Raw genomic sequence first — 20,587 nt, 5'->3', positions numbered from 1 at the left:
ATGCCATTTAATTTATATTCTTTAAAGTTATACTATACAATGGTGCCCTTAAGCTATTCCATATTTAAGCTTTAAAAGGGTGCCGGACCACTTTTTATCCTAATTTTAATGGATTAAATAAATACAATTTTATTTTAAATGAATATACATAATTTAAATTATGTAAAATATATATGAAATGGTATTAACTATTTTAGTACCTTAAAAATATTTAATTGAGAATGTGACTTATTTTAAGATTCAAAAACATTTTAAAAAATGAATTTTAGATATAAAATTAAAAGCATATTTTATACAGAAAAATATATATTATCAACAAAGGATATTTCGGTGAGTTAATGTATGATATAGCAGTTATACCTGGGGATGGCATTGGAAAGGAAGTTATGGATGCAACACTACAGGTTTTAGATGCTTTGGATATTAAGTTCAATTATAAAAAAGCACGCGCTGGAGAAGAGTGTTTCAGGCGAACTGGTACCACGATACCTGATGAAACAATTCAAATTGCAAAAGATTGTGACGCCTCCCTATTTGGAGCGGTAACCTCCATTCGTAGCCAAAAAAGTGCTATTATAACACTGCGAAAGGAATTAGATCTTTATGCTAATTTGAGACCGGTTAAATCTTACCCTGGTGTGAAGAGTATTTTCAACGATCTTGATTTTATCATTGTAAGAGAAAATACAGAAGGCCTTTATTCTGGCATTGAAGAAGAAACAGAAGATGGTGCAACGGCTAAAAGAATTATCACGACCAAAGCAAGTGAGAGAATTTGTAAATTTGCTTTCGAATATGCTAAAGAGAATGGAAGAAACAGGGTCACCGCTGTTCACAAGGCAAATGTACTTAAAAAAACAGATGGATTGTTTAAAGATACTTTTTATAATGTCGCTGAAGGTTACGATGGTATTGAAACCAGTGACTTTTATGTGGATGCTACAGCAATGTTTTTCATTACAAAACCTCAAATGTTCGATGTGATTGTCACAACGAACTTATATGGAGATATACTCTCAGATGAAGGTGCAGGACTTGTTGGGGGACTTGGTTTAATACCATCAGCTAATATTGGGGAAAATAATGGCTTATTTGAACCAGTGCATGGATCGGCACCGGATATTGCTGGAAAAAATATTGCAAACCCTTCTGCAATGATATTGTCTGCAGTGATGATGCTTGATTATCTTAAAGAACATGATGCGGCCCGTAAAGTTGAAAATGCATTGATGAAAGTCCTATATGAACGTAAAATAGTAACTTGTGACTGCGGCGGCAATGCAACCACAATGGAAATGGCCCTTGAGGTTAGAAGTAAAATAGAATCTAAATAGTTTTCTAGTTATATAATCTTAAATTTTATGAATCCTTTCTGCTATTAATTAAATCATTTTATTTAACCTGTAAATTAATTAAATCACTAAGTATAATAAATTTATGAGCATAATAGATATCTAACATGACTATTTAATATTAAATAAAATTCTAGAAAATTTCAGGAAAACAGTGACATAGTAAGTTTTATATTGATACAGAATCATATTTTTTATAGAGTTAAGGGTGATATAAACGGTATCAATGTTTTTAATATTTTTGAACTTTAAACTGTTCATTTGAAATAACTGAATCCACCTTTAATCAGTTTTTTACAACCTTAAAAATCAAAGATTTTTGGGTTCAGAAAATGTTGTCAAAATTGAAAATTTTGACGTTTACGAAATCATCGAAAATCGTAGATTTTCGTGAGATAGAAAATGTATAGCATTTTCTATATTTTTATTTCGTAACAGCAAAATTCTATGAATTTTGCATGCATCGAAAACCTCCGGTTTTCGAATGCGTTGCATTTTCCTCAATGTTTAAAAAAAATTTTTATAATAATTGGAGGAATTTTTGTATGAAAACTACAATTAGCGTAATTAAAGCAGACGTTGGAAGTGTTGCAGGACACGGAATAGCTCACCCTGCATTACTTGCAAAATGTGAAGAAATCCTTGCAAAGGCAAAAGAAGAAGAACTTCTTACAGACTATTATGTAACCAACTGTGGGGACGACACAGAACTTATAATGACCCACAAACAGGGTGAAGAAAACAAAGAAATCCATGAATTAGCATTTAATGCATTTATGGAAGCAACTGCAATCGCAAAAGATTTAAAACTTTACGGTGCAGGTCAAGACCTTCTCTCAGACACATTCTCAGGAAACATCAAAGGAATGGGCCCTGGTGTAGCAGAGATGGAATTTAAAGAAAGGCCAAGTGACCCTGTAGTTGTTTTCTGTTGCGATAAAACAGAACCTGGTGCATTTAACTTACCTATTTTTAGAATGTTTGCAGACCCTTTTAACACAGCTGGACTTGTAATAGACCCTTCATTACACAACGGATACAAATTTGAAATATTCGATGTAATGGAACACAAAAAAGTTATAATGAACTGTCCTGAAGAAATGTACGATGCACTCGCACTTCTTGGATCAATAAGCAGATACGTAATAAAACGTGTTATAAGAAAAGACGACAATGAAATAGCAGCTGCAATAAGTACAGAAAGATTAAACTTAATGGCTGGATCATATGTTGGTAAAGACGACCCAGTTGCAATTGTAAGGTCACAATCAGGATTCCCTGCTGCTGGAGAAGTTGTAGAACCATTTGCATTCCCACACTTAGTCGGTGGATGGATGAGAGGTTCACACAACGGCCCATTAATGCCTGTAGGACAGAAAAATGCTTACCCTGTAAGATTTGACGGACCTCCACGAGTTATGGCTCTTGGATTCCAAATTGCAGATGGTGAACTGGTAGGGCCTGCTGATATGTTCGATGATCCTGCATACGACCCTGCAAGGAAACAGGCAGCAGAAATAGCAGATTACATGAGAAGGCACGGTCCATTTGAACCACACAGGTTACCTGCAGATGAAATGGAATACACAAGTCTTCCTGGTGTAATGGAAAAATTAGAAGGCAGATTTGAGGATATGGATTAATTTAAATTCTCAATTCTTTTTTAATTTTTATTTTAGCTTAATTGAATTCTTTTTAAATAATGTTTGTTTAGTTCTTAATTTACATTTCCCTGACGCGCTAGTTAATAGTCTAATTTTTATTTATATTTGATAGTTTATTTGATTAAAAATTTGGATGTATTCTAATCTAATTATTAAATTAAACATAACTTATTTTACAGTGACGTAACTGTTTAAACTTACAAATTTTAGGTATTCGAGAATCGTATTTTCGAAAGCACTATAAACAAATTATCTTATTAAATAGCGTCAAAAATATTTGATCATTTACTATAAGAAACTATAAAATAGTATAAAATCAATCTAATAATCTGGGCATGAGGAGGGATAAAAGTAAAACTCACTTACGATAATTTCAAAGAGATATTTGATAAATCTCCTATGGGAATTCTTTTTTACAGTAAAGAAGGTAGGTTAATTGATGCTAACCCATCAGCATTAAAAATTACTGGAGCTTCCTCATTAAAAGATTGTGCGAAACTTAATTTATTTAATAAATCTTATGTTGCTTCAAAAAAGGACGAATTACTTAAAAAAGGATTAATTAAATTCCAAACTCCTCTAAATTTTCAAAATAGTGGAGATAGCTACCATGATATTGTTAAAAAGTCCAAAACTATTTTTATTGAATGGAACATTGCTGCTATTAACGCTGGTTACTTAGTCCAGATTCAAGACATAACTGCAAGTAAAAATGAAGAACCTCTTAAAAGTGAAGATAAATACAAGCGTTGGTTTGAAGATGATTTAACTGGGGATTTTATTGCAACTACTTGTGGTCAAATTATTGATTGTAACCCTGCTTTTGCAGAAATTTACGGCTTCGATAACTGTGAAAAAGCTGTCAAATCAAATATTTGCGATTTCAACCGTGATGATTGGATTAATTTGATCACCTCATTAAAAATAGAATATAAAATCTACGATCATCAAAGCTGGCATAAGCGGCCAGATGGAATACAAATTCATGTTGTTGCAAATGTTATCGGTATTTTTGATGATTCAGATGAATTGGTTCAGGTTAAAGGTTATGTGTTTGATGATACTAAACGTAAACGGGCTGAAGAGTCCCTTAAAGAGAGCGAAGAGAAATACAGGCTCCTTTTTGATGAGGACTTAACTGGGGATTTTATTGCAACTCCTGAAGGTGAAATTCTTGAGTGTAACCCTGCTTTTGCAGAAATTTATGGATTTGATGGCTGTGATATGGCTCTTGAATGGAATATTCTTGAATCTAACCCATTTGACTGGCCTTATATGGTTACTCGCCTGAAAAAGGAGCGTAAGATACTGGGTTATCAAAGCTGGCAGAGAAGATCTGATGGTATGAGAATCCATGTTGTTGCTAACGTTGTTGGTATTTTCAACGATTTAGATGAGTTAATTCAGGTTAAAGGTTATATGTTTGATGATACTGAACGTAAACATGCCGAAGAAAGCCTCATTAATAGCAAGCGTCAAATAACTGAAATTTTAGACAGCATTCAGGATAATTTCATTGCATTAAATCACTACTGGAATTTTATTTATGTAAACAAATGCGCAGCTGAATATTTCGGCGTCGATGCAGATGATCTTATTGGACAAAATCTGTGGGAAAGATTTCCGGAACTTGTAAAAACCAGATGTGAGGAAACATTCCGCAGAACAATGGAAACTAACGAAATTCAACATTTTGAAGCGCCAAGCATGTATAAAACTGGAGAATGGTTTGATTTCAGTGTTTATCCATCTGCTGAGGGAATATCTATTTATTGGAGAGATATAACTGAGCGTAAAGAGTTGAAAAAAGATAAAAATACACTTAAAATAAAGTGAATGTTAATTAAAAAATTTTTGTAAAATTAAAAAAGAAAGTTATTACTCATGATCTGTTTTTTTAACTTAAGATATGACATTAACTGGAACTTTTGAGCCTCGGACCACGTTTTCAGCTGTACTTCCAAGAAGGAATTTTTCTATCCCATGTTTACCAGACTTTCCCATCACTATCTGGTCTACATTTTCTTCCTCTGCAGTTTTAAGTATAACATCGGCGGGTTTACCTTCTTTAAGCATAGTGATAAGGTTAATATTTTTACAGTTACCTGCACATTGTTCTTCTTCTATTTTATATTTAAATTTCTCAACAGCTTCTTTTCCTTCTTCACGTAGCTGTTCATCTAATTGTTCCCTTAAATCTTTTTGTGGAAGTGCATATTTGTAGTACGCATCGATTACGTATAAAACAATGATATCTGCACCCTTTGAACCTGCCATTGAAATAGCGTGTTCTCCGGCTTTTTCTGCTTGCTTGGAGTTATCTGTAGCTAACAATATTTTTTTATACATGATTTTTTCCTCCGTTTTAATTATCATGCTCTTAAATACATAAACTAATTCTTAAATATTTAAAAATAAAAAATAAAATTGTAGAATTTTTAAATACTACAAATTATGCCGTGTTTTAGACTCTTCCTAGGGCTGGTGCAGCTAATGGTGACAGCATTACAAGTATGGTCAAGATAATCCCGATTATAACCAGGGGTACTCCTGTTTTGAAAATCTCTTTGATGTTAATATACTTGGTTCCGTATGCCATTGCTACTGTTGGGTCTGCCATTGGTAACATGAATGATAAACTGCATGCTATTGCTACTGGTACTGCGTAAATTCCAATTGGTTGTCCCTGTGCCTGTGCTAAAGTTACTGCTATTGGTATCAAAATCGCGGATAATGCAATGTTAGACATTACCTGAGTTATTGTAACTGCTATGATCATGAGCACGATCATGATGAGTAGTGTTGATGCGTTGCTTCCCATTAAACTTATTATGAGTTGTACTAGCCAGTTTGCCGCTCCTGTGTTTAGCAGTGCTGCTCCTAAGGATAATGCTCCTCCAAAAAATATTATGAGGCCCCAATCAACACCAGTTTGTGCGTCCTGCCAGTCAATTACTCTAAATGCAAATAGGAGTACTGCACCGATTAAAGCAACTGAATAACTGTTTATTCCAGTGTAGTTTGTTGTAACCCATAATAATATGGTGAACAATAATATTCCGAGAGTGAATTTTTCCATTCGGCTCATAGGACCTAATTCTGCCATTTTAGCATTAATAGTGTCCATTCCACCTATTATACCTTTGACTTCTGGTTTGTATATGAAGCCTAACCATTTCCAGATTATAAACAGGAGTATTATTGCAAGTGGGAATCCGAAGATCATCCAATTTACAAAGGGGATGTGAGTGTAAGCTGCGGCCATCAGGTTGGGTGCAGTTCCTATTTCTGTACCGAATCCACCTGCCAGTGAACCGAAGGATCCTCCGATAACCATGGCTTTGGCAAAATTACTGCCGCCTTTTTCAGGGTCATTTACACCCATAAGAGGTATAATTTCTTTTATAATTGGAAGTAGCATTGCATATGCTACTACATTCTCAATAAACGCTGAAAGAATTCCAGTTGAGAAAATAACCACAAAAAGACTTCTATCTGGAGTAGTACCTAATCTGTTAAGCAGTGTAAATGTAAAGCGCTGTGCAAGTCCACTTTTACGTATAGCTTCTGCTATAATAAATCCTCCAATCATCAGGAAGATAATACCGTTTGCAAAACCGATAACGGCACTGTTAAAATCAGCAACACCAATTAATGGCTGAACAAAAAGCAGTAGTAACGATGTCACGGCTAAATGTAAGGCTTCAGTGACCCACATAATTATGGCAAAAATCAAGAGTGCAAGCGCTGCATGTCCTGCATAACTTAAACCGGGTGTAGGAATAAGCATCATGACTATAAAGAGAAGTATAGCCAAAGGAAATCCTAAAACCTTTAAATTTATATTCGTTTTGATTCCTCCGAAAAATTTTATATTTTTAGGGCCGTCGAACACATAGCCCTCGAAAACTGTCAAACACAATGTGTTTGACGCATGCAAAAACCCCCGGTTTTCGAGTGCTTCGCATTCGAGGCCGAGGAAACGCAGCATTCGAAAATTGAAAATTTTCGATGCGTCAAATCGAAGATTTGACAGTTTCCACAGGCCTTCGAAAATCATAAATGATTTTCGAAAGGTTCAGGAAACCTCTTAGGGGTTTCCTTCAACCTCCTCCATTTTTAACAGATAACTTACTGGTGTTGCATGATATAAACATATTTCATAATGATTAATCATGTATATTATTAAGTTTTTTAAAAACTGCATATATTAATATTCAAATTATAATACAAAAATTAGGAGGTACTGGGGGCATATGTTAAAATCAGACTAATTTGAATCAAAGGATGTTATGAATTTTTTAATTAATTTAAAAATAGCTTATTTTTTTGATATGTAATTTTGAGGGTAGACTATTTAAAATAGGGAATTATTTAAGAAATGAGTTTATATTTAAATAAATGCATCTTTCAGTCTAAAAACAGTTTAGAAGGGTTTTGGACGCACATTTTTTTTATGTATTTATCTTTAATCCCACGTTTAATCATGGAATTTATAAACATTTTCATCCCTTCAACAGGCACAGGATTATGGGCTTGCCCAAAATCTGTAGCCATTATACATCTTTCAGGTCCTACTTCTTTAATTGCATTTGCAATTACATTTGGATCTAAATTGTCATGCTTTTCCATGCATGCAACGAAACAGTGTTCAAGATAAGCATATTTGGACATTTCTTTTTGTTCAGCTACAGTTGCACCTACCACTCCCGTTAATGGATGATTGATGACTATTTTTTTAATTTTCAGACTTTTTGCATAGTCGAGGAGTAAAAATATGTCTTCTGGCTTTAGATGGCCTGTGGCTAAAACTAGTTCTTTTTCTGCAATAATATTCAGAATGTTTTCTATGTTTTCATAAGTTATTGAGATATCTGAAGCAGAGATAGTTGGAAACCATACTATTTTACCACCAAGTTCAGCGGTAACTTTAACAGCATCTGGATTTAGCCCACCCACACTTAGATTTAAACATATTCCTCCAATTACTTTAAATCCTGATATTTTTTCTGCAATATAAGCTCTCCCTGCAGTTGATTCAACATGGGATTTTATTACAATTGCCCCCATTTTCTCCTGCTTTGCCCCATATGCAGCTTCAATATCATTTAATATCCTTGGTTTAATGTCAGGGGAAGTATGGATGTGGGTGTCTATAAAACCTTCAAGAGTGCATTTATCTTTTAAATTTTCCATAAAAATCGTTTTAAAAATTAATAAGTAATTAAATAGGTTTTAAATAGCTGTACTTTAATAAATGATTATGAGGTATTTACTTTCTTCCTTACTTCTTCATAAAGATTGTTTCCAGCTGAATCCATTGCTACAATTAGCGGGCCAAAATCTTTAACTTCAAGTTCCCATATGGCTTCAGGGATTCCTAGGTCAATCCAGTTAACTCCTTTTACCTTGTTAATAGATTTAACATATAATGCAGCACATCCGCCCACTGCTGCCAGGTATACGGCATCATTTTCCACAAGCGCATCTGCAGTTTCACTGTCCATACCGCCTTTTCCTATTATGGCACTTATTCCTAATTTTAAAACATCTGGCTGGTAAGGGTTCATCCGCATGCTTGTTGTAGGACCTACAGCGACAATTTTATAATCTACACCTTCTGCTGATTCTATGGTTTTTATTATAGGGCCTGCATGGAAAATAACTGCTCCGTCTAGGTTTACAGGTGAGCCTTCTTTTAATATTCTTTGGTGGGCCCTATCCCTTGCAGTGTAAATGGTACCAGATATGTATATAATATCTCCCACTTTCAATTGCTTTGTATCTTCTTTTGAAAGAGGTGTTTTAAGTTTTACATTCATACATTCACCTATATAGTCTTTTAATATTCATTTTTTCTATTTAGAATTAATATTCTGTATTTTTATACACTTAATATTAGTATAGTTCTATCTTTTGTTATAAATTTCCAAAATAGTATTTTTTTTCAACTTAATTTACTTTTTGAAACGATAATGTTATCTATGTAAATAGGTATAATAGCTATTTACTATCTTGAATAAAATTAGATTTTTGAGGTTGATTATGTCCAGTGAAAATAAACTTGTAAGTCTTACAAAATATATTATGACACTTCCACCAACCAGAATTTCTCTCTTTAGTATGGTGTTTTTAAGTTTCATTATAGGGTGCATCTCTTTTTTATTGGCACCATCACAAAATGACTCTATACTTTACAGTATTATTTATGGTGGTTCAACGGGCTTTTTAGTTTTTGGTTTGATGTCTATAATGGGTGGAGGTTTAACTCAACCTATGGTAAATTCCTTTAAAGGTAGACACATGAAAATGAAGCAGTCCATGTTTCTTGCCCTTGCTTCCATGATGATAGTTGGAGTTATATACCTAATTGGGAGTGTTGTATCGGTATTCACTGTGAATAATTACGTTTTAAATGCTTTAATATTTGGTTGTGTAATTGCATTTGCTTTTAGAACCCTTGTAATATGGGGCACATCTAATATAAGTCTTCTAAAATCAGTTATTATATCTGTAGTTCAGCCAGCACTTATACTGAGTATGCTGGTGGTTATATCTTTCTTAACAAGTGTAACTACCAACATGGGTGACTTTAGCATAATAGCCATCGTTGTAAAGATAGTAATAGCCTCGGTAATACTTGTCATTGCAATTTATTCATTTGTAACAGTTATAGAATCTCCTATGAGGAAGAATTTAGGGGTAGGTGGTTTAGAACTTTTAAGTCTTGCTCTAGCTCATATTACAGAAGGCTCTCCAGCTATGGAAACACTCTTTGAAGATATAGGTGAACCCATCGATACCTTAACTGGAATTTTTAGTTTTAAAGGTAAAAATGGTGTTAAAGCAATTTTTTTATCTCCATGTGTTCATCCGGGCCCGCTTGGAAATATTGGGGGTGGAAACATGCCTACCATACTTTCAAATAAATTTGATACATTTACAATGGTATCACACGGGCCTTCTACCCATGATTTTAATCCAGTAGCTTCAAAAGAAATAAATAAAATAGAAAAAGTTGTTAAAGAGGCTTTGGAAGATATGGATTACTCTAAAAGTGCTAGTAAATTCTTTAGAGTTGAAAATGAAGGTGCAGTAATTGGTGCACAGTATTTTGGTAAGGATTTATTGATGCTTGCTACATTTGCACCTGATGGATTTGATGATATAGATTTTGGTGTTGGTCTTGCTCTTATGAATCTTGCAAAAGCTTCATGTGAGGCCCAGAATGTCGTACTGGTCGATTGCCACAACAGCTTTAAAGGCGAAGGAGGAAGGGTTTTACCTGGTAACAAGGAAGTTTTCGAGCTTATGGGGGCAGTTGAAAAACTTAAATCTCCAGAGCAGGAAAATGGAATTAAAGTCGGCTGCAGTAGTGATCCATTAGACAGCGTATCTAAAGAAGATGGTGTTGGCCAGAGCGGAGTAAAAGTGATGGTTATCGAAGTTGGAGCTCAAAAAACAGCATACATACTTTTAGATTCGAATAACATGGTCATTGGATTTAGAGATGTTATACTGGAAAAAGTTAAAACATTAGGGTTAGATTATGCAGAAGTAATGACCACAGATACTCATTTCGTAAATACAATGTCTGGAGGCCATAATCCTGTAGGTACCAAGATGCAGGATGAAATAATAGGTGCTATTTTGAAGTGTACAAAAGAAGCTTTAAATGACCTGGAAGATGTTTCAGTAGGCTGTAAAGTGGCCAATATTAAAGATATTAAAACATTTGGTCCATTAAATGCTACTGAACTTGTAACCACCATCAGTTCTATTGTAGCTGTAAGCAGGATATTTGCGCCGCTGGTATTTTTACTGGCTTTACTGTTTGTATTTATATGGATATTCTATGGAACCTTTGGTATTTAGTGCAAAAATAAATAAAGAATTAAATAAAAAAAGAAATTTTTTTATTATTTACTGGAGGTTTGCGAATATAACCCATACCATGATCCATATAAAGAAGAAAGGAACTATACCGCTCCACAGCCATCCTTTGAGCCCATTAACCTCTTCTTTCCCAAATAGTCTTTCTGAGAGCTGACCTAATGCATAAAGGATAATTAAAGCTGCTATAACTGCTATCGCTTCATTTTTAAATATTACTCCGCTACTTAATATATATGAGAGGTAACCTGCTATTATTCCTCCAACTGTGTGAATGGAAGCTACTTTTCCATCTGTGTCCATGTTTTTCCTCCTCTAATATTCTTTTCTAATCAACATAATATTTTATTATTTAGATTATTTATCCTCGTAAATTCATTAATTTGTTAAGCGGCGAATTTTAATCAATGCTCTAACAAATATACATAAAGTATTTAATTAGAAAATTCTTTATATAGTTTGGTGGGGTTACTAATAAATGTTTTATTTGTTACAAATTTTCAAAACTACATTTTATGAATTTGCATAAATTTGAATTTTTTTTATGTCTTTAATAATTTACGTTTGGTATTGCAGAAATAGGTTTTTTGTGTATTTAATTTAACTTATTTATTATAAATAAACTTTTTAATTTAATTCATTTACATAAATAAATAGAATTATTTTGCAATACACTCAGATCATAAGTGTATTGTATTATGTAGGTTATATATTAATAATATATCGATGATTTGATTTGTTTATTATTTTTATAGTATAATTAATGCTTAATAGGTGAAGAAAATCAAAGAATCATAACAGATTTTCCTCTACCAAAATCAAATATAGTTCAAGGTTGAAGGAAACCTCTTTCGAGATTTCCTGAACCCAAAAAAATAGAAAATTTTTTTGAGGTGTGATAAAATGAAAAATATGTCTAATGTAGATGTTTACGCTGTTTGTCATGAATTAAGAGACTTATTAAAAGGTGCAAGAGTTGATAAGGCATATCAACCCACAAAGGACACTGTTTTAATAAGATTTCACGTGGCGGGTAAAGGGAGGGTTGATATAGTCTTCCAGGCAGGAAGAAGAATGCACATGACTCAGTATCCATTACCTAACCCCCAAATACCTCCGAATTTTCCAATGCTCCTTCGGAAATATATCAAAGGGGCCACAGTGGAAGATATAAGGCAGTACAATTTTGATAGAATTGTAGAACTGCATGTAGCTAAAGAGAAGAAATTTACTTTAATAATTGAGCTGTTTGCTAAAGGTAACATAATACTCCTTGATGAAGAAGGAAAGATTATTTTACCACTTAAACGTAAACTGTGGAGCGATAGGAAAATATCATCTAAAGAAGAGTACAAATACCCCCCAAAACGAGGTATAAATCCTTTAGAAGTCAAGAAAGAAGAACTGGAGGATGTATTTAGAAATTCGGACTCTGATGTTATAAGAACTCTTGCAAGAAGTGGATTAGGCGGTATCTATTCTGAAGAAATACTGCTCAGATCTAATGTTCAAAAGGATTTACCTGCTGCAGAAATTTCAAGCAGTGACTTGGATTCAATTTATAACACGATATATGAACTTTTTGAACCACTCCGAACATCTAACTTCCACCCACAAATAGTGTCTGATGGAAAGGAAGATGTGCTGCCTCTTGACCTTAAAATTTATGAAAATTACAAAAAAGAAACATTTGAAACATACAGTGAGGCAGCAGACGAATTCTTCAGCAGTGAAGTAAGGGAAACCATTAAGAACGAATATGAAGATGTATGGGGGGCTGAAGTCAAGAAGTTTGAGAAACGGCTGAAGATACAGGAAGAAACTTTAGATAAATTCCATAAAACAATTAAGGTTTCCAAAAAGAGAGGGGATTTATTATATGCTAATTATGGGAAAATTCAAAGCATCCTTGATATTATAAAAGATGCAAGGGAAAAGTATTCCTGGAATGAAATAGCTTCAAAACTTAAAACCGCCCGAAAACAGGGTTTAGCAGGTGCAGATATAATTGAATCTCTGGATAAACTTGGAAATCTTACCCTAAAAATTGAGGATGAAGTTATAAATATAGATGCCAAAGTTGAAATCCCTGAAAACGCTGAAGTTTATTATGAAAAGGCTAAAAAGGCCAAGCGAAAAATAAGCGGGGTTAATATTGCAATTGAAAAGACAAAAAAAGAGATTGAAAAGGCAAAAAATAAAAAAGAAATAGAAATGGAAAGGGTTACTTTACCTCAAAAAAGGGTAAAAAAAGAGCTTAAATGGTTTGAAAAGCTGCGGTGGTTCCTTTCTTCAGACGGATTTTTAGTGATTGGGGGAAGAGACGCAAACTCCAACGAAATAGTGGTAAAAAAATATATGGAAAACAACGACATCTATTTCCACTCAGATATCCATGGAGCACCATCTGTTATAATAAAAAGCCAGGGCAAAGAAATACCTGAGACAACCATAGATGAAGCAGCTTCATTTGCAGCATCATTTTCAAGTGCATGGACAAAAGGATTTGGATCGCAGGATGTGTACTGGGTCCGTCCAGACCAGGTTTCAAAGACCCCTCAATCTGGTGAATTTGTTAAAAAGGGCGCATTTATAATTAGGGGGACTAGAAATTACGTAAGGGCAGCAACACTTTTAATAGCAGTTGGAGTCGTTGATTATGAAGGTGAAAGACTGATGGCAGGCCCTTTAGACGCTGTAAAGAAATATACAGATAATTATGTAATTATAAAACCAGGTTATACTAAAAAAGAAGCATTATCAAGGGAAATAAGGCACAAACTTGATCAAGAGCATATTGTTACTATGGATGATCTCGTAAGGGTTTTACCTTCTGGAAAAGCAGATATTGTTGATGAGAGGGATCTTAGAAGAAGGTAAACCTTATATTTTTTTATAAAACTAAAAATAATTTACAGTTTCCAAAAGATGGGGAAATAATCTTTTGTTAAGGGTTATTTTTAAGTAAAAATTTACTATTAATTAATTTTTCATTTAAAAATTATGAACTTCTTCTAAAGCTTGAAATATTTAAATAGTTTAAAAAAAAGGATATGACAAATATCATTTTTTAAAGATTGTCCTTCTCACCCATCTTTTTTTTAAATAAAAAGTTAATATCAACTACATATATTCCTTCTTCATCTGAAACAATTATAGAATCGTCTTCTAAGAGCGTAGGGAGATCTAATTCATAAATTCCATGGTCATGGACCATTACGGTTTCAATGGATTCTCCTTGAGGTTTTTCTTTTTCTGCAGTTTCTGTTTCGTCCTTATAATATTCAAAAAAATGGCTGCCGCATTGGGGGCATCCTTTAAGAATATCTTCTGGTTTTCCTTTAAATAGAGCTCCGCATTTAATGCATAGATGCACCAGAATCACCAAGATTTGCTATCATAGAGAGGAAGTTTGACTGTTTATTAACGTCTTTCATAATATTTGCAGGGCCAATTATAGTAAGCCCAACTGTTTTCTTCTTTGAAATTCCAAAAAGAGCTTTCTTATCTTTTTCAAGGGTGTATATATCAATCCCCATGAAGTTTTCGATGTCAATTTCTCTCATGGTGGTTTCTATAAGTTCGGCTTCTTCTTCAGGGCTTAGTCCACCTTCTATGACTACTAGATTTCCTCCTTTAACCCTTTCAACAATCATTGATATCTTTTCCATGCTGGTATGAGTTGAGAGCGCATCTGAGGATAAAAAATCCATTTTTAAACCATTCATTTTGATACCTCTAATTTGAAATTCATATTTAAATTAATGGAACCTTTTAATCATTGCTTCATAAAGGTTTTCAGTATTTTCGCCGTGAAGCGCAGAGATAGGCACTACTGTATGTTGAGGGAATACTGATGTTATACGCTCAGGGGTGGCTTCAGGAAGATCTATTTTATTTGCAACGATTACAAATGGGATTTTCCGTGCCTCTAGATTTCCAATTATAGTAATATTAGCCTGTGTAAGCGGATCTTTGGTGGCGTCTACAACTAAAATAACGCCGGTAACATCATCTAACCATTTGATAGCTTCTATTATGCCTTTAGTTGCTTCTTTTGCCCTTTCTTTTGCTTCTGCCTCAGATAAGCCAAACTGTAAAAAATTCTTGTAATCTATTTTTGTTGCAATTCCTGGAGTATCTATTATATCAAAATCAAGTTCGACTCCCTTATGTTTTATACTTACGTGTTCTTGCCTGTAAACTTTTCTTGTTTCGTGTGGAATCTCTGATGATAGTCCCAGAGGCTTTCCTATCCAGTCATTGGTCATTGTATTTGCTAAAGTAGTTTTCCCGGAATTAGGATGACCATATAATCCTATTTTTAGTTTCTTATCTTTTCCAAGCAATTTATTTAAGAATCTTCTGAAAATATTCGGCATCTTATCACTCTTTATATATTTGGCCAGGTTCAAGGATAACAACCTTCGTTTTTTTGTTTGTTGATTCAACCATATCTGCAAACTCTTCAGGGTCCTGTTGAATTACAGGAAATGTATTGTAGTGCATTGGAATTACAACATATGGATCGATCCATTGCGTAGCTATTGAAGCTTCCAAAAGTCCCATGGTGAATCTATCACCAATTGGAATTAATGCAATTTGGGGATTATAAATACCTTTTATCACGTCTTTCATATCTCCAAAAACGCCTGTATCACCAGAATGGTATATTCTTTTACCGTTCTCAAGTTGTATGATGTAACCGCAGGCGCTTCCCCCAACACCCATTTCTTCTATAAAGTCCATATCAGCTGAATGGGTTGCATTAACCATAGTTATTTTAATGCCGTGTATTTCAACTGATCCTCCTATGTTCATCCCTATAGCTTCAAAGCCCTGTTTTGCAAGATATAAGGAATGCTCGTGATTTCCAATTACTACTGCACCAGTTCTGTTTGCTATTTCCATGGTATCTCCAAAATGGTCACCGTGCCCATGGGTAACACATATTATATCTGCTTCTATTTCTTCAACTGGAACTGGACAAGTCGGGTTATTGCTTATAAATGGGTCTATTAATATCTTTAAATTTTCCTTTGATATTATTTCAAATGCAGAATGTCCAAACCATCTTATTTCCATTAATGCATCTCCTTAAGTTTTATTGAGTTATCCCTAATTCTATACTCTGTGAGAGGCCCCATGCTTCTTCAAACATTCTTTCAATTTCTTCAATGGATTTCTGGTCTTTATAAATTACTCCTACCTCGAAACTCTCGTATATAGGATCAGTAGAGATTATTAAACCATTTTCTTCATCTGACACGATTGCTACTGTATGAACATGAGGCATGGTCCTTATTTCTACATTATTTTCCATTAAAAGCTTGATGAGCTCAACTGATGCATCATCATCCATGCTTGCTTCCTGTATAATCATTTTACTTTCTGTTTCCATAAACCTTTTAAGAACGCTTACATCTACATTACGGATCCATGGATACATCATTAATATGCGGTTATTTGCCTTTAAAATGGTATCTTTCATTGTTTCCTGTACTTCACCCGCATCAAAAGACCATATTATGCTTGGATCTTTGGATTCTGATTTAATCTGGTCTAATGTGCCTTTGAAAGAATCTAGACGTTCCTCGATGAGATTTTCTATGTCCTTGGTATTTTGGATGTAACTTTCCTTTAACCTGTTCAATCTGTTTTTTACAAACTCGTCTTCGTTATCTGAGGTAGGCCTCACAGGTTTCACCTTTTTAATTCGTTTAGGTTTCTTTTCTACTGCTTTTGGAGACTTTGCAGGTGCTTTACTGGGCACTACTGGACTTTTTTCAATTGGCGCTGCTGTTTTGGCGATGCTTTGAGCTCCAACTGCTTTTGGCTCATCCAATGCTTCTTTAGTTGTGATAGGTTCCTTTAGATTCTTAGGCACTCGTTTAGGATTGATTTTACGCGGAATCATCTGTTTTTTATTTTCTGCAGTGCTATTTCCTGCTTCAGGAATTATTCTATTTCTAATATTTTCTGTTTCCCGTGGTTTTTTGGCTATTGTGGGTTTTTTCATTGATAAATCTGTTTTTTTATCCATTTTGGGCATGATTTTCCCTGTGTTTTTGGAAGGTTCTTCTTTTTTAGGCATTTTAAGTCCAGTTAAGTTCCCTGATTCTACTTTGCCCGCAAATAGGACTACTAACACCATTCCTACAACTGCAAGTAAAAGTCCTACAAAAAATGCTAAAATATTGGGAGGAGTTGCAAATCCCCAATTGTACATAGCATAAATGCCCCCAATAACTAACACGATCCCAAAAGCTGTAATAATTAAATTAATCATTTGATGCCTCCAACTCATATCTTTTTTATCCATTATTATTACAATAATGAAGAGCCCCTTTATACCCACTCTAAGCTTTAATTAATATTACTACAATAAAAATCTTTTTATTTACTCTATTCTATTAAATCCATAATTGAATTTAATTAAATTCATTAAAATTAACCAAAAAACTCTAAACTTTTTGTTTTTAATTGATTAAATGTTTAGATACATGATTAGATTAGTGTTATAGTTGATTAATTTAGAATTTTAGTTGGAAAACTAATTAATCTAAATATAGTTCGGTGCAAAAATTTTTACTATCTAAATGAAATGGTGAAATACTGAATTTAATCAATAAAATCATTACACGATACTTCTAGAATTGTAAGTTTAATTAATTATGCCTGACTATCAATTACTTCTTTTGCTTTGCATATTTCAAAATAATTTTTGCCGCATTTTCTTTTCCGTCGTATTTAGAAAATTCTTTTTTGACAACTTTGGCTTCCTGTTTTAAATCATCATCGTGTAAAATATTGTTTATATCATCTGCAAATTCTTGTGGATTTAATTCATTTATGTTTTTTACTGCAGATATTCCATATTTTTTCATATTTAAAGCATTTTTAATCTGTTCTGAATGATTGTCAATAGGTACAAGTATGCTTGGAATACCCAGTGAAGCTAATTCCATTGTAGTGTTATGGCCTGCAAGACTTATTACAACATCAGAAAGCTTCATCCATTCCATAATATCATCTAAAAATTCTTTTTTTACTATTTTATTTGAGTCTAGTATAAAATCAGATGATATCTGTGGCCCTGTTACTATAATCATCTTATTACAATCTATCCATTTTGCAGAATCAATTATTAGATTGAGTAATTTTTTTCCAAATTTACTTCCTCCAACAGTAACAAGAACTATTGTATCATCTTCATGGAATCCTAATTTCTTTCTAAGTTCATTTTTATCTTCAATTTGGGAAGGATTTCTTTTAAGGAAAGGGCCAGTAAATGTGGTAATGTCCCTTAATTTAGGGGGTATCTCAATAGAATTTTCTATATCTGGGATTATAATAGCATCGCACTGATTTGATACATACTCGATGAATCTTTTAAGTCCGTTTTCAGCATATTCAATAATTTTTCTATCTGGATAAAGCTCTGCAAAATTAAGTGTTAATTCATTTGTTATCAAAATACAGGGTATTTTGAGCATTTTACATGTAATGGGGGCTGAATAATGTGAATCACCAATTACAAGATCTGGTTTAAGTTCTTTTATGATTTTAGATTCATGGTATATACTTTTAAGGAAAATAAATGGCATATTAATTGATTTTTTAGCAGTATACTTAATATCAAGCTCACCATTACCTCCATAAAGCTGTATGTCTGGTAATTTGAGTATTTTATAATTTCCCTGCTTTGATAACATTTCATAGCCCGATCCGTAACTTGCAAAAGTAACATCTACATTTTTTTCTTCAAGTTTTTTTGCAAGGGTAATATCTCTCGAAACATGACCCATACCTATTCCACAGGTCATAAAAAGTACTTTCATAACTAATTAATCCTCTCAGTGGTTTTTATTAATTTAATTTAATTAATTTTCATATTTAACAAATATATAATCTCTTTTTAATGCATCATAGCTCTAAAATATATAAAATACTAATAAAATCTTTAATAATCATACTGTATGCAAAGTTTTTATATAATATGTAAGCAATTCATAAAGTAAGGCATAAATGGAGGTATTAATATTGGAGTTTTTAAAAGATGAAGGTGGTCAGGGAGCAGCTGAATATATATTACTCTTCGGTGGTGTCATCGTTATAGCTATAGCTGCATTATTGATTTACAAGCAGTATATTGATAGTACTCTTCCAATTAGCAGTTCGGCTGATGCTCAAAATGCTAGAAATTCTGTAGCAAGTAACAAACAATATGGTGGTTAAACTATAAAAATAGCAGATGTTTTTGATATAAAACTATTAATATCATTTGAAATTAGATATAATCAATATTTGTGATAATCAAATAATTCAGTTTATACTTTTTATTGCCAATACCAATTTTTACAGTTATCAGGTTAGGATCAAATAAAAATTATTTTGTTAAAAAAATATCTGCACCATTCTATTTTCTAAACATTTTAGTTTATTACCGTATGAAACAAGAGATTATTCATTTTGAGACTCTATATAATTGATAAGATTTTTTAATAAGTCTGTTGATCCTTTTTCGCTGCTTAAGCTCCATGCCAGTTTGTTTTTTAGGACGGTTTTTTGATCTTGAGGTTGAGTATTTAAATAATAGATTATTCTGTTAAATAGAAGAGCTTTATTATTTGTATTCAAGTCTTCGAATGCGCTATTTTTAATTTCATCCATTTTTCCTCTAAAAATAGTTTTAAGTTTATGGGATGCGTCTTTTACTTCAGCGGGATCATCACTTTCTAATTGATTTATTAATATATTTATATCAAGGGGATCTGTCTTTATCACGCCGAAGATAATACCATCTGCTTTTATGGATTGTATCCTTTTAATGCCGTCATAAACATCAAAGTCATAGCCGGTTATGTATATTTTCCCTTCCTTTAAAAATGACATTAAAATTTCATTCAATGTCTTATCGGAAATATTAGACTGTTTTCGGATTTCTTCTAAAAGTTTCTTCCGGGAGAGTTCGTTTTCTCCAATTATTTTTAATGTTAACTCTTTTAGTTTGTGATTTTTCGACATATGATAACACTTTTTATTTGATATGTGAAAATATGCACATAATAGTATATAAAAACTAATGCTGTGGTGATGCTGATATATGGACTAAGAGTAAGTGATAGAACAGATTAGAAACTTAAAGGAATGGAGATGATATATGGTAGTATTAAATAATCTATTATGATATGGGGATTTAATAATACTATGCAAATAGTTTATATATGATTAAAAGTATAGAAAAAAATGCATAATTAAAATGGAGGTGCTGTATTATGGAGTTTTTAAAAGATGAAGGTGGTCAGGGAGCAGCTGAATACATTTTACTCTTCGGTGGTGTCATCGTTATAGCTATAGCTGCATTATTGATTTACAGACAATACTTCCAGAACACCGACTTGAATTCCGCTAGTGATATTTCAACATCTAGAAGTTCCGTAGCAAATAACTCACAATATAGTGGATAAGGATATTGCTATAAAATAGGAAATTTACACATGTTAATTGATGAAAAAGCTCAAATAAGTGCTGAAATGATTCTCATAATGGGAGCATTATTAGTACTGGTTATTGTAGCAGGAAATTGGATATTTAATATATCTCAATCTGTAGCAGGTAATGTATCCACAGTTGTGGGTGCTGCAAAGGATTCAACAATTAATAAGATGTAAAAAT

20 protein-coding genes are annotated in these 20,587 nt (G+C 33.1%); 8 read left to right on the top strand and 12 right to left on the bottom strand.

Going from position 1 to position 20,587, the window contains the following annotated elements; genetic code table 11:
• Positions 1–338 precede the first annotated feature (338 nt).
• The 3 genes from aksF to AAGU07_RS05670 all read left to right on the top strand — a co-directional run bounded on the left by aksF (position 339) and on the right by AAGU07_RS05670 (position 4,852).
• Complete coding sequence (gene aksF, locus AAGU07_RS05680; protein ID WP_342458176.1) at positions 339–1,334, top strand: homoisocitrate dehydrogenase; 996 nt, start codon at positions 339–341, stop codon at positions 1,332–1,334.
• 563 nt (positions 1,335–1,897) lie between these two features.
• Positions 1,898–2,995 carry a fructose-1,6-bisphosphate aldolase/phosphatase gene (fbp, locus tag AAGU07_RS05675; RefSeq protein WP_342458175.1) on the top strand — a complete coding sequence of 366 codons (1,098 nt, stop codon included), beginning with the start codon at positions 1,898–1,900 and terminating at the stop codon, positions 2,993–2,995.
• Positions 2,996–3,361: 366 nt separating this feature from the next.
• The gene (locus AAGU07_RS05670; RefSeq protein ID WP_342459346.1) at positions 3,362–4,852 is read left to right on the top strand and encodes a PAS domain-containing protein; all 1,491 of its coding nucleotides are present in this window, start codon (positions 3,362–3,364) and stop codon (positions 4,850–4,852) included.
• A gap of 66 nt (positions 4,853–4,918) precedes the next feature.
• Here the strand turns inward: AAGU07_RS05670 and AAGU07_RS05665 are convergent, their stop codons facing one another.
• The 4 genes from AAGU07_RS05665 to AAGU07_RS05650 form a co-directional block, all read right to left on the bottom strand.
• Positions 4,919–5,365 (bottom strand): universal stress protein, encoded by a 447-nt coding sequence (locus AAGU07_RS05665; protein WP_342458174.1) that lies wholly within the window; start codon positions 5,363–5,365, stop codon positions 4,919–4,921.
• 115 nt (positions 5,366–5,480) lie between these two features.
• Entirely contained in the window at positions 5,481–7,076 is a 1,596-nt protein-coding gene (locus AAGU07_RS05660) for a DASS family sodium-coupled anion symporter (RefSeq protein ID WP_342458173.1), read from the bottom strand.
• Between the two features lie 350 nt (positions 7,077–7,426).
• A complete protein-coding gene (locus AAGU07_RS05655; RefSeq protein ID WP_342458172.1) occupies positions 7,427–8,212 on the bottom strand; it encodes a DUF6282 family protein in 786 nt (261 codons plus the stop codon).
• A gap of 65 nt (positions 8,213–8,277) precedes the next feature.
• Positions 8,278–8,838 carry a FumA C-terminus/TtdB family hydratase beta subunit gene (locus tag AAGU07_RS05650; protein WP_342458171.1) on the bottom strand — a complete coding sequence of 187 codons (561 nt, stop codon included), beginning with the start codon at positions 8,836–8,838 and terminating at the stop codon, positions 8,278–8,280.
• Between the two features lie 223 nt (positions 8,839–9,061).
• Between AAGU07_RS05650 and AAGU07_RS05645 the strand changes: the two genes are divergently transcribed.
• Positions 9,062–10,891: a DUF2070 family protein gene (locus AAGU07_RS05645; RefSeq protein WP_342458170.1), complete on the top strand. Its 1,830-nt coding sequence runs from the start codon at positions 9,062–9,064 to the stop codon at positions 10,889–10,891.
• A 48-nt stretch (positions 10,892–10,939) separates the two neighbouring features.
• Here the strand turns inward: AAGU07_RS05645 and AAGU07_RS05640 are convergent, their stop codons facing one another.
• Complete coding sequence (locus AAGU07_RS05640; RefSeq protein ID WP_342458169.1) at positions 10,940–11,212, bottom strand: hypothetical protein; 273 nt, start codon at positions 11,210–11,212, stop codon at positions 10,940–10,942.
• A gap of 600 nt (positions 11,213–11,812) precedes the next feature.
• Here AAGU07_RS05640 and rqcH point away from each other — a divergent pair.
• A complete protein-coding gene (rqcH, locus tag AAGU07_RS05635; protein ID WP_342458168.1) occupies positions 11,813–13,789 on the top strand; it encodes a ribosome rescue protein RqcH in 1,977 nt (658 codons plus the stop codon).
• A gap of 190 nt (positions 13,790–13,979) precedes the next feature.
• Here the strand turns inward: rqcH and AAGU07_RS05630 are convergent, their stop codons facing one another.
• The 6 genes from AAGU07_RS05630 to AAGU07_RS05605 all read right to left on the bottom strand — a co-directional run bounded on the left by AAGU07_RS05630 (position 13,980) and on the right by AAGU07_RS05605 (position 18,750).
• Positions 13,980–14,285, bottom strand: a complete 306-nt coding sequence (locus tag AAGU07_RS05630; protein ID WP_342458167.1) for a Zn-ribbon containing protein — start codon at positions 14,283–14,285, stop codon at positions 13,980–13,982.
• Positions 14,269–14,637 carry a DUF2073 domain-containing protein gene (locus AAGU07_RS05625; protein WP_342458166.1) on the bottom strand — a complete coding sequence of 123 codons (369 nt, stop codon included), beginning with the start codon at positions 14,635–14,637 and terminating at the stop codon, positions 14,269–14,271. The genes AAGU07_RS05630 and AAGU07_RS05625 overlap by 17 nt, the downstream gene beginning before the upstream one ends.
• Positions 14,638–14,670: 33 nt before the next feature.
• Positions 14,671–15,291, bottom strand: a complete 621-nt coding sequence (locus AAGU07_RS05620) for an Era-like GTP-binding protein (protein ID WP_342458165.1) — start codon at positions 15,289–15,291, stop codon at positions 14,671–14,673.
• A 4-nt stretch (positions 15,292–15,295) separates the two neighbouring features.
• Entirely contained in the window at positions 15,296–15,994 is a 699-nt protein-coding gene (locus AAGU07_RS05615; RefSeq protein ID WP_342458164.1) for a metal-dependent hydrolase, read from the bottom strand.
• A 19-nt stretch (positions 15,995–16,013) separates the two neighbouring features.
• Positions 16,014–17,198, bottom strand: a complete 1,185-nt coding sequence (locus AAGU07_RS05610; RefSeq protein WP_342458163.1) for a hypothetical protein — start codon at positions 17,196–17,198, stop codon at positions 16,014–16,016.
• 400 nt (positions 17,199–17,598) lie between these two features.
• Complete coding sequence (locus AAGU07_RS05605) at positions 17,599–18,750, bottom strand: UDP-N-acetylglucosamine--N-acetylmuramyl-(pentapeptide) pyrophosphoryl-undecaprenol N-acetylglucosamine transferase (protein ID WP_342458162.1); 1,152 nt, start codon at positions 18,748–18,750, stop codon at positions 17,599–17,601.
• A gap of 202 nt (positions 18,751–18,952) precedes the next feature.
• On the opposite strand from AAGU07_RS05605, the gene AAGU07_RS05600 reads away from it, so the two are divergent.
• On the top strand, positions 18,953–19,147 hold the full coding sequence (locus tag AAGU07_RS05600) for a class III signal peptide-containing protein (protein ID WP_342459345.1): 195 nt from the start codon (positions 18,953–18,955) through the stop codon (positions 19,145–19,147).
• 225 nt (positions 19,148–19,372) lie between these two features.
• On the opposite strand, the gene AAGU07_RS05595 is transcribed toward AAGU07_RS05600, so the two are convergent.
• Positions 19,373–19,936: a hypothetical protein gene (locus AAGU07_RS05595; protein WP_342458161.1), complete on the bottom strand. Its 564-nt coding sequence runs from the start codon at positions 19,934–19,936 to the stop codon at positions 19,373–19,375.
• A gap of 251 nt (positions 19,937–20,187) precedes the next feature.
• Between AAGU07_RS05595 and AAGU07_RS05590 the strand changes: the two genes are divergently transcribed.
• Together AAGU07_RS05590 and AAGU07_RS05585 are read left to right on the top strand one after the other, a co-directional pair.
• Positions 20,188–20,379, top strand: coding sequence for a class III signal peptide-containing protein (locus AAGU07_RS05590; RefSeq protein ID WP_342458160.1), 192 nt, complete (start codon positions 20,188–20,190; stop codon positions 20,377–20,379).
• A gap of 30 nt (positions 20,380–20,409) precedes the next feature.
• The gene (locus AAGU07_RS05585; protein WP_342458159.1) at positions 20,410–20,583 is read left to right on the top strand and encodes a class III signal peptide-containing protein; all 174 of its coding nucleotides are present in this window, start codon (positions 20,410–20,412) and stop codon (positions 20,581–20,583) included.
• Positions 20,584–20,587 lie beyond the last annotated feature (4 nt).

This window comes from Methanobacterium sp. (assembly GCF_038562635.1).
Taxonomy (GTDB): Archaea; Methanobacteriota; Methanobacteria; order Methanobacteriales; family Methanobacteriaceae; genus Methanobacterium_D.
The sequence above is the reverse complement of the archived record's forward strand: the minus strand, read 5'-3'. Positions and strand labels throughout refer to the sequence as shown.